General features: G+C 72.9%; 7 protein-coding genes. 3 read left to right on the forward strand and 4 right to left on the reverse strand.

The features are described from left to right. The first annotated feature begins 21 nt into the window (after nt 1-21). Nucleotides 22-1,680 (forward strand): peptidase domain-containing ABC transporter, encoded by a 1,659-nt coding sequence (locus D7W79_RS12475; RefSeq protein ID WP_120525591.1) that lies wholly within the window; start codon nt 22-24, stop codon nt 1,678-1,680. After that, nucleotides 1,677-2,720 carry an HlyD family secretion protein gene (locus tag D7W79_RS12480; RefSeq protein WP_208729712.1) on the forward strand — a complete coding sequence of 348 codons (1,044 nt, stop codon included), beginning with the start codon at nt 1,677-1,679 and terminating at the stop codon, nt 2,718-2,720. Before D7W79_RS12475 ends, D7W79_RS12480 begins: the two co-directional genes overlap by 4 nt. A gap of 37 nt (nt 2,721-2,757) precedes the next feature. Here D7W79_RS12480 and D7W79_RS12485 read toward each other — a convergent pair whose 3' ends face one another. The 3 genes from D7W79_RS12485 to D7W79_RS12495 all read right to left on the reverse strand — a co-directional run bounded on the left by D7W79_RS12485 (nt 2,758) and on the right by D7W79_RS12495 (nt 5,150). Next, complete coding sequence (locus D7W79_RS12485) at nt 2,758-3,600, reverse strand: SDR family oxidoreductase (RefSeq protein ID WP_120525592.1); 843 nt, start codon at nt 3,598-3,600, stop codon at nt 2,758-2,760. A 102-nt stretch (nt 3,601-3,702) separates the two neighbouring features. After that, complete coding sequence (locus tag D7W79_RS12490; protein ID WP_120525593.1) at nt 3,703-4,332, reverse strand: TetR/AcrR family transcriptional regulator; 630 nt, start codon at nt 4,330-4,332, stop codon at nt 3,703-3,705. Nucleotides 4,333-4,343: 11 nt separating this feature from the next. Next, on the reverse strand, nt 4,344-5,150 hold the full coding sequence (locus D7W79_RS12495; protein WP_120525594.1) for an alpha/beta hydrolase family protein: 807 nt from the start codon (nt 5,148-5,150) through the stop codon (nt 4,344-4,346). A 116-nt stretch (nt 5,151-5,266) separates the two neighbouring features. Between D7W79_RS12495 and D7W79_RS12500 the strand changes: the two genes are divergently transcribed. Beyond that, nucleotides 5,267-8,776, forward strand: coding sequence for a serine/threonine-protein kinase (locus D7W79_RS12500; RefSeq protein WP_244221734.1), 3,510 nt, complete (start codon nt 5,267-5,269; stop codon nt 8,774-8,776). Nucleotides 8,777-8,900: 124 nt separating this feature from the next. Here D7W79_RS12500 and D7W79_RS12505 read toward each other — a convergent pair whose 3' ends face one another. Beyond that, nucleotides 8,901-9,749 (reverse strand): SDR family oxidoreductase, encoded by an 849-nt coding sequence (locus D7W79_RS12505; protein ID WP_244221736.1) that lies wholly within the window; start codon nt 9,747-9,749, stop codon nt 8,901-8,903. Between the last annotated feature and the right edge of the window lie 23 nt (nt 9,750-9,772).

Here is a 9,772-nt window from a genome sequence, read left to right on the forward strand (position 1 = left end):
ACGGACACGCATCACCCTCACATGACCCCCTGGGAGCGGCTGAAGGCCGTGCTCGCCCCGGAGCGCGGGGACCTCTGGGTCCTCGTCGTCTACGGCGCGGGCGTGGGGCTGCTCTCGCTCGCGGTGCCCATCACCGCCCAGGCGGTGGTGAACACCGCCGCCTTCGGGACCGTGCTCCAGCCCGTGGCGGTGCTGGGGCTCGTCGTCTTCTTCCTGCTCGTCCTCGCCGGTGGCCTGCGCGTGATGCAGGTCCTGGTGGCGGAGCGGCTCCAGCAGCGGCTCTTCGCGCGCATGGCGGTGGACCTGGCCTGGCGGCTGCCGCGCGTGCAGGAGCGGACGCATGACACCTACCGCGTGCCGGAGCTGGTGAACCGCTTCATGGACGTGATGACCATCCAGAAGGCGACGAGCATCATCCTGCTGGATGGGCTGGCGCTCGCGCTCCAGGCGCTCGTCGGGTTGGTGGTGCTCGCCTTCTACAGCCCGCTGCTGCTCGGCTTCGACGTGCTGCTGCTGGGCAGCATGGCGCTGGTGCTCTTCGGGCTGGGGCGGGGCGCGGTGCGCACCAGCGTCCAGGAGTCCTACCGGAAGTACGAGGTCGTGGGCTGGCTGACGGAGCTGGCGCGGGTGCCGCTCGCCTTCTGGGGGCCCGCGGGAGGGGCGCTGGCCCTGCGGCGCGCGGATGAGGCCACCCAGGCCTACCTGGAAGCGCGCTCCGGGCACTTCCGCATCCTGCTGCGCCAGGTGGTGGGGACGCTCGCGGTCCAGGCGCTGGCGAGCGGGCTGCTGCTGGGGGTGGGCGGCTGGCTCGTCACCCGCCAGCAGCTGAGCCTGGGCCAGCTCGTGGCCGCGGAGCTCATCGTCGCCCCGGTGGTGGCCAGCTTCGCCAAGTTCGGCAAGTACCTGGAGAGCTTCTATGACCTGCTGGCCGCGGTGGACAAGGTGGGCCACCTCTTCGACCTGCCCCTGCGGCCCGAGGCGGGTGAACCCCTGGACCGCCGGGACGGGCGCGCCGCGGCCCTGCGCCTGCGCGACGTGAGCCTGCTGCCCACCTCCCTCTCCACCGCGACGTTGCGCGGCGTGGACCTGACGGTGGAGCCCGGCAGCCGCGTCGCCATCGTCGGCCCGTACAGCTCCGGCAAGCGCCAGTTGATGGACGTGGCCCTGGGCCTGCGGGAGCCGGCCCGCGGCTTCGTGGAGCTGGACGGCATGGACCTGCGTGAGGTGTCCAGGGACTCGCTGCAGGCCCAGGTGGCGCTGGTGCGCGGCATCCAGCTGTTCGACGGCACGGTGCAGGAGAACGTGTCGCTGGGCCGCGAGGACGTGTCGCTCCACGACGTGCGCCAGGCGCTGGACGCGGTGTGTCTCCTGGAGGAGCTGGTGCGGCTGCCGGACGGCCTGCGCACGCGCCTGACGGGCGGACACACGCTGCTGTCGCCGGGGCAGGCCCAGCGGCTGATGCTCGCGCGCGCCCTGGTGGGGCGCCCGCGGCTGCTCGTGCTCGATGAGGCCCTGGACAGCCTGGACGCGGACGTGCGCGCGCAGGTGGTGGACCGGCTGCTGGCCCCCGGCACGCCGTGGACGCTGGTGCTCACCACGCACCTGCCGGAGCTGGCGGCGCGCTGTGACCGGGCGCTGCGCGTGGAAGCGGGCACCCTGATGGAGGTGGAGCGGTCATGAACATGCCCTATCGCGTTTCCTTCGAGGACGGCCGCATCGGGTCCTTCCGGCGCGTGCGTCCGGTGGCCTCCGCGCGCAGACTCGCGGGGGGGATGGTGGTCGCGGGCATCGCGCTCGTGCTGGGCCTGACCTTCGTCCCCTGGCAGCAGTCGGCCTACGGAGAAGGCCAGGTGGTGGCGTACTCGCCGGACGAGCGTCAGCAGCGCGTGGACGCCCCGCTGGAGGGGTGGCTGGACGAGTGGTTCGTCCAGGAGGGCTCGCGCGTGGCCCAGGGGGACCCCATCGCGCGCATCGTGGACAACGACCCGGAGCTGCTCCAGCGCCTGCGCGCCGAACAGCAGGCGGCGCAGGCCCGCCTCGAGGCGGCCGAGCGCGCGCTGGACACGGCGCTGCGCAACGTGCGGCGCCAGTGGCAGCTCTTCAACGAGGGCCTCAGCTCGCGCAAGCAGTACGAGGAAGCGCAGCTCAAGGAGGCGGACGTGATGAAGGAGCTCACCAGCGCCCGGGCGGAGCTGGCGCGAGTGGACACGCGGCTGGCCCGCCAGGGGCGGCAGCTGGTGACGGCGCCGCGCGCGGGCATCATCCTGCGCAGGAACGCGGGCCACAGCTCCGTGTACGTGAAGACGGGGGAGCCGCTGGCGGTGCTCGTGCCGGAGACGCGCTCGCGCGCGGTGGAGTTGTGGATGGACGGCAACGACCTGCCGCTGGTGATGCGCGAGCGGCAGGTGCGGCTGCAGTTCGAGGGCTGGCCGGCGCTCCAGGCCAGCGGCTGGCCCTCGGTGGCCGTGGGCACCTTCGGAGGCGAGGTCTCCGTCATCGACGCGGCGGGTGGCGGCCAGCCGGGCCGCTTCCGCATCCTCGTCACGCCCCTGCCCGGTGAGCCCTGGCCGGAAAGCGACCTGCTGCGCCAGGGCGTGCGGGCCCATGGGTGGGTGCTGCTCGAGCAGGTACCGCTCGGCTATGAGCTGTGGCGCCGCTTCAACGCGTTCCCGCCCGCCCTGTCCAAGCCGCCCCCGGAAGCGGCGCCGCAGAAGAAGTAGCCCCGGCCTCCAGAGGGGGCCCCGGGCCGGCTGCCTGTTAGGCGAAGGCGTCTCGGTGACGCCGGGCCCAGGCCTCGAAGGTCCCGGGCGCGTGGCCCGTCAGCCGCGCCACCTCCGGCGTGGTGACCTCCCCCTTGCCGGAGCGGACCGCCGTCCAGAGCTCGCCCAGTCCCTCCACCAGCCACGAGGGCATCCCCGCCTTGCGCACGTTCGCGAGCGCGCCTTCGACGGGCACGTCCACGCACTGGAGGGGCCGGCCCAGCACGCGGGAGAGGATGGCCACCTGGTCGTGGGCGCTCAGCAGCTCCTCGCCGGTCAGCGCATAGGCCTGTCCCTCGTGGCCGTCGCCGGTGAGCGCCAGCGCCGCGACCTCCGCGATGTCGCGCGGGTCGATGGGCGCCATCCGTCCGGACGCCGTCGGCGTGAAGATGGGCGTCCCCGCCTTCACGTTGCCTGCCCACTGGAGCGCGTTGGACATGAACATGCCGGGGCGCACGAAGGTCCACGCCATCCCGGAGTCGCGCAGCCGCTGCTCGCTGTCGCGGTGCCGTCCGGCGATGCCGCTGTTGCCTGTCCCCAGCGAGGACAGCTTCACCACGTGCGTCACGCCCGCGCGCCGCGCCGCCTCCACGAGGACCGCCTCCGCGCGGCCCTCCACGTCGTCCATGGGGGACACCAGGAACAGGCGCCGGACGCCGCGCACCGCCTGCTCCACCGTGGCGGGGTCGCGCAGGTCCCCCACGACGCGTTCGATGGCGGGCGGAAGCGCAGCCACCTTCTTCGCGTCGCGGGTGACGACCCGCAGCGGAGCGCCCTCCGCCGACAGCCGCGCCACCACTTCCCTGCCGATGTTCCCTGTCGCTCCGGTCACCAGAATCATCACGGGCCTCCCGCCTTCGTGAACCAACGGCCGGATTAGTAATTGACCAATCAATTACCCACAACGCAAAGTGCGAACAGTCTCGGGGTGGAACGGGCGGCTTCAGCGCTTCGCGCGGGCCGGTGGCGCGAGCCCTGCCCAGAGGGTGTCCACGACGCGGCGCACGTGCTCCCGCGAGGGCGCGGAGCCCTTGCGGCCCGCGCCCACCACGGTGAGGAAGGCGTGGTGCCAGAGGGCACCGACGAAGGTCTGCGCGAACACCTGGAAGTCTCCGTCGCGCACGCGGCCGAGCCTGGCCTCCTGGGCCAGGTAGTCCGCGATCTTCTCCACGCGCGCGGCGGCGCGGCCCGAGGCCCGCTCCAGGTCGGAGGGCGATGTCGCTTCACCGCCGGGCGTCTGGCGGTTGCTCCACGCCATCATCAGCGTGGGGATGAAGCGCTGGGACTTCTCCGCGAGCCCCAGGCCCAGCTCGACGAGGGTGTCCTCCACGCGCCCCTTGCCCACGCGCGCGTCCAGGTCCACGGGCAGGGGTGGCTCGGCGTCCACGGTCTGCGAGCCCATGGCCGCGCGGAACAGGGCCTCCTTGCTCTTGAAGCGCTTGAAGAGGATGCCGGGCGACACCTTCGCGCGCGCGGCGATCTCCGCGGTGGTGGCGCGCACGCCGCGTTCGAGGAACAGCTCACGCGCCGCCTTGAGCAGCACGTCGTCCTGGATGGTGACGGGTCGGGCCATGGAGGGAGGCTTCAGCGCAGGGTGCGCACGGCCTGTACCACGCGGGGCCACTCCTTGGAGCGCGGGTCGATGAGCTCGAAGTGGCCCGCGCCCTTGAGGGGGACCAGGTGCACGGGGTCCTTCTGCTGGACGCCCCGGGCGTGGAAGCCCTCGCTGACCTTCAGGGGGACGGTGTCGTCCTCGGTGCCGTGGATGAGGACCTGCGGCAGCTTCAGCGGCTGGAGGGCGGCGGGCGAGGCCACGGCGTAGCGCTCGGGGACCTGCTCCGGGGTGCCGCCCATGAAGGTCTTCACGATGCCCTTGCCCAGGTCCAGCGCCGCGCCCTGCGCGAGGTCCAGCACGCCGGCCAGGGACACCACGCCCTTCAGCTTCAGGGGCGCGTCGCGGTACAGCGCCTGCTTTGGCGTGAGGCGGTGCCGCGCGGCCAGCCACATGGCCAGGTGTCCGCCGGCGGAGTGGCCCATGGCCACGACGTTGGAGAGGTCCAGCCCCAGCGACGGGGCCGCCTCCACCAGGTGGTCCGCGGCGGAGGCCACGTCCTCCAGGGTGCCGGGGAAGGCGCCGCCGTCCTGGCCCACGCGCCGGTACTCCAGGCTCCACGTCGCGAAGCCGCGCTTCGTCAGGTCCGCGCACAGGTGGCCCGCGTGCTCCAGGCCGTACTCGGCGCGCCAGAAGCCGCCGTGGACGAAGAGGACCACGGGGTGTGGGCCCTTGCCCTTGGGCTTGCGCAGCTCGGTGAACTGCTGCGGGGCTTCACCATAGGCGATGCGCGCGTCCGGCTTCGGCTGCGGCGTTTCCAAGACCCACATGGAGCTCATGCGCGCATCTTGGGAACGGGCGGGCGGACACCGCAAGTCGCGCCGCGCCGCCGTGTGGCGAAGTGCGTGGAAGCGGGAGGCTCCGCTACGCTCCACTGGCGATGGAGCGTGCTGGCGTGCTTGAGGCGAATGAAGCGGAGCTGCGCATGGCGCTGGCCGAGGGACTCCTCTCCCGCGAGGACGTGGAGGCCGTGCGCGAAGAGGCCGCACGGCGCGGTGTCTCCCCGCTCCAGCTCCTCGTGGAGCAGGGGCGGATCAGCCCGGGTTCACTCGTGTCGCTGCGCCGGAGCATGGAGGCGGAGACGCCACCTCCCGCGCCCGATGGGTCTCCTCCGCACAAGGGCACGGGTGACGACACGCTGCCACCAGGCGCCGTGCCGGCCGCCGGGGTGGACGGGCCCGCGTTCCCGGTGCCGCACTGGACGCTCTACCGGCCCATCCGCTTCCTGGGACAGGGCGGCATGGGCCGCGTCTTCCTGGCCCGGGACCTGCGACTGCACCGCGACGTAGCGCTGAAGTTCGTCCGCGACGAGGACCCGGAGCTGTCGCGCCGCTTCATCTCCGAGGCCCGCGCACAGGCCCGCGTGGACCACGAGCGCGTCTGCCGCGTGTACGAGGTCGGCGAGGTCCAGGGCCGCGCGTACATCGCCATGCAGTACATCGCGGGAGCACCGCTGCACACCCTGGCCGGCACGCTGTCCGTGGAGCAGAAGGCGCTCGTGCTGCGCGACGCCACCCTGGGCGTGCACGCGGCCCACCTGGCCGGGCTCGTGCACCGAGACCTCAAGCCCTCCAACATCCTCGTGGAGCGCGGCGAGGACGGCGCCCTGCGCCCCTACGTCATGGACTTCGGTCTGGCGCGCGACTGGACCAGCGACGATGCCGCCACCGCCACCGGCACCGTGCTGGGCACACCCCAGTACATGGCCCCTGAACAGGCCCGGGGCGAAGTGTCCCGCCTGGACCGGCGCGCGGACGTCTACAGCCTGGGCGCCACGCTGTACCACCTGCTGACCGGCCAACCGCCTGTCACCGGTGCCAATGGATTGGAGGTGCTCGGCCGCATCGCCACCCAGGAGCCCCGCCGCCCGCGCGAGCTGGACGCGGAGCTCCCGGCGGACCTGGAGGCCATCGTCCTCAAGTGTCTGGAGAAGGAACGCTCTCGACGCTACGGCTCCGCGCGGGCACTGGCGGACGACCTCACGCGGTTCCTTGAAGGCGACCGGGTCCTCGCGCGCACCGGCCCCGCATACCGCGTGCGCAAGTGGGTAGCCCGTCACCGGGTCGCGGTCGTCGTCGCGAGCATCACCGGGCTCGCGGTCGCGGGCACCGTGGGCCAGGGCGTGATGGCCCGGCGCGAGGTCTCCCAACGCGAGGCCCTGACCCGCCGCTTCACCGAAGGCGTTGAACGCATCGAGGCCCAGGCCCGCTACTCGGGCCAGGCGCCCCTGCACGACACGCGGCCGGACCGCGAGGCGATGCGCGCTCGCATGCGCGACATCGAAGCCTCCATGCGCGACGCAGGGCCCGTCGCGGAGGGGCCGGGGCACTACGCGCTGGGACGCGGGTTCCTCGCGCTGGGAGACGAGGAGGCCGCGCGCACGCACCTGGAGACCGCCTGGGCGAAGGGCTTCCGCGAGCCTCGCGTGGCGTATGCGCTCGCGCTCGTCCTGGGCCACCGCTATCAGCGCGAACGGCTGGAGGCGGACCGCAACCCGGACGCGGCCAGCCGCGAGGCGAAGCGGCGTGAAGCCCAGACGCACTCGCGAGACCCAGCACTGGCGTTCCTGGAGCAGGGCCGTGGCGCGGAGGTGCCCGCCCCTGAATACGCGGAGGCCCTTCGCGCCTTCCACCAGGAGCGCTTCGACGACGCGCTGAAGTCCCTGGATGCGCTGGGCACGCGGCTGCCGTGGTTCCACGAAGCGCCGCTGCTCCGGGGTGACGTCCTGCTCGCCCGCGCCGTGCGCCATGCCCTGGCGAGTGAGCGTGATGCGGCCCGGGATGATTTGGAGGCCGGACGCCGGGCCTACGAAGCGGCGGCGGAGATTGGCCGCAGCGTGTCCGCCGTGCACCGTGCGCGCGCGGAGCTGGAGCAGGAAGCCCTGCTGCTGGAGCTGTCCGGCAAGGGCGACGTGCTGCCCGCGTACACGCGCGGGATGGAGGCCGTGTCACGCGCGCGCACAGTGGCTCCCGATGAAGCGGAGACGTGGGTGCTGGAGGCCGGGCTCCACCGGCGCCTTGCCCAGGCGCGCCTCAGCAGCGGGGACGACGTGGAGCCGCTTCTCACGCGCACGCTCGACGCGGCGAAGGAGGCGCTGAGGCTCGAACCGTCCAAGGTGGAGGCACGCCACGCGCTGGCCATGGGCTGGTGGCAGTGGGCCCGCTACCGGCAGGACCGCAACGAGGATCCGCGCGAACAACTGCGCGCCGCCGTCGCCGCCTTCGAGTCCATCCCGGAAGCCGCGCGCGACTACGACTTCCACCTGGACCTGGGGCTCGTCTTCAAGGTGTGGGCGGACTCCGAGGACGGACGCGGCGGAGACTCACTGCCCTTCCGGCAGCAGGCCATCGCGGCCTACCGGCAGGCGTTGGCGCTGGATGCGAAGCGGCCGGATGCGTGGATCAACCTGGGCACGGCGTACGTGAACCGCGCCAACCATCCGCGCGCGCCGTCGAAGGACGCGGACCTGGAGGAAGCGCGGACGGCACTGGAGCGCGCGAGCACGCTCGACCCGGGCCACGTCGTCGCGTGGTTCTACCTGGCGGAGGTGCACCGCGCGCTCGCCCTGCGCCTGCGCGACCGCGGCGGCGACGCGGGGCCGGGGCTTGCCCGCGCGCTGGAGGCCTACCGGCACGGCGTCACCATCAATCCGAAGCTGCCTCCGTTGCGCAACGGCGTGGGCACCGTTCTGCTCGACCAGGCCCGTGAGGCGTGGGACCGGGGAGACGCGCCGGAGCCGCTGCTGGACCAGGCGGAGCAGGCCTTCATCGACGCCATCGCCATCGCGCCCAAGGTGGGCTTCGCGCACAACAACCTGGGAGAGGTGCGCATGTGGCGTGCGACCTGGCGGCAGCTGCGCGACCAGGCCCCCAGCGCGAGCGCGAAGGAGGCCCAGGCCGAGCTCCAGCAGGCCACCACGTTGCTGCCGGGGCTCGCCGAGCCGTGGGCCAACCTGGGACAGGTGCATCACAGCGTCGCGGCATACGCGCTGAAGCACGGGGAGGATCCACGCCCGGCGCTCGCCCAGGCCATGGAGGCGCTGGAGCGTGCGCTGAAGCTCAACCCGTCGCTCGCGCAGGCGTGGCGCTGGAGGGGCGAAGCGCGGGCGCTCCAGGCCCGCGACGAAGCCCGGCGGGGGCTGAAGCCAGAGGCGTCCTTCCAGGCCGCGGCGAACGACTTCCAGAAGGCGCTGGATCTGGAGCCCGAGAACCTGGACCAGCGCCTGGCCTACGGCGCCTTCCTGCGGGAATGGGGCGCGACCTCCTCCGGTCCGGAAGCCCGCACCCACCTCCAGCAGGGCCTGTCGCTCACCGAAGCCGTGCTCACCGCGCGCCCGAAGTGGAAGGACGCGAGTGGGTTGCGCGAGGACCTGCGCCGCGCCCTCGCGAAGCTGCCGCCGGACTGACCGCGGCGGAGGCGAACCGCACGAACCTGTCCGACTGTCGGACCAGTTGGGGCCGCATCGGGCCCGGGTGCACGGCACGGAGATCCGAGGCCGTAGCATCGGCGCATGCCCCTTGCCATCGCGCTCACAGAACCGTGCCAGCGTCCGGTGCGAAGTAGTGCTCGTCGTCGAGGTCGGCCAGGAGCCCGGGCTCGACGGGCCGCCAGCCGAGCTGTTCGCGCGTGAGGGTGCTCGACGCGGGGGCATCGAGCGCGAAGAAGTGCCCCAGGAAGCCGACGAAGTCGCCGGCCTCCTCTGGCCTCTTCGAGGCGACCGGTACGCCCAGGCGGCGGCCGATGACGTTCGCGATGTCCCGGGTGGGCACGCCCTCTTCGGCGGCGGCATGGAGCCTGGAGCCCGCGGGAGCCCGTTCCAGCGCGAGCCGGAAGAGTCGGGCCGCGTCGCTCCGGTGCACCGCGGGCCAGCGACTCGCCCCATCGCCGATGTAGACGGATACGCCCTTCTGGCGCGCGGACGCGATCAGGTGCGGCACGAAGCCGTGGTCACCCTTGCCGTGGACCGTCGGCGAGAGCCGCACGATGGACGTGCGCACCCCCCGCTCGGCCAGCGCGAGCATCGTCGCCTCCGACGCGCCTCGTCCTGCCGGGGCCGCCACGTCCGTCTCCACGGCGATGCGCCCCGGCGCGAGCCCCAGCAGCCCCGCCGCGATGACGAGCGGCCGCTGGGAGCCCTCAAGCACGGCGCCCATGGCTTCAATCGCGCGCGTGTCGGCACGGATCGAGTCCGCGAAGCGCGAGAAGTCGTGGATGAACGCCAGGTGGATGACCCCATCCGCCTTCGCCGCCCCGGCGCGCAGGCTCTCCGGGTCATCCAGCGAGCCGCGGTGCACCTCCGCCCCCGCCGCCTCCAGGGCCCGGGCTGAAGCCTCCGAGCGGGCAAGCCCCACCACCTTATGCCTGTCTCTTATACCCATCTCCGAGCCCACGAGACATGCGC

It is taken from the genome of Corallococcus exercitus (genome assembly GCF_003611585.1).
GTDB lineage: Bacteria > Myxococcota > Myxococcia > Myxococcales > Myxococcaceae > Corallococcus > Corallococcus exercitus.

Bases quoted from the DNA above. Each gene is read 5' to 3' on its own strand.
- D7W79_RS12475 (WP_120525591.1), top strand. From the start codon at position 22: ATGACCCCCTGGGAGCGGCTGAAGGCCGTGCTCGCCCCGGAGCGCGGG.
- D7W79_RS12480 (WP_208729712.1), top strand. From the start codon at position 1,677: ATGAACATGCCCTATCGCGTTTCCTTCGAGGACGGCCGCATCGGGTCC.
- D7W79_RS12485 (WP_120525592.1), bottom strand. From the start codon at position 3,600: ATGATTCTGGTGACCGGAGCGACAGGGAACATCGGCAGGGAAGTGGTG.
- D7W79_RS12490 (WP_120525593.1), bottom strand. From the start codon at position 4,332: ATGGCCCGACCCGTCACCATCCAGGACGACGTGCTGCTCAAGGCGGCG.
- D7W79_RS12495 (WP_120525594.1), bottom strand. From the start codon at position 5,150: ATGAGCTCCATGTGGGTCTTGGAAACGCCGCAGCCGAAGCCGGACGCG.
- D7W79_RS12505 (WP_244221736.1), bottom strand. From the start codon at position 9,749: ATGGGTATAAGAGACAGGCATAAGGTGGTGGGGCTTGCCCGCTCGGAG.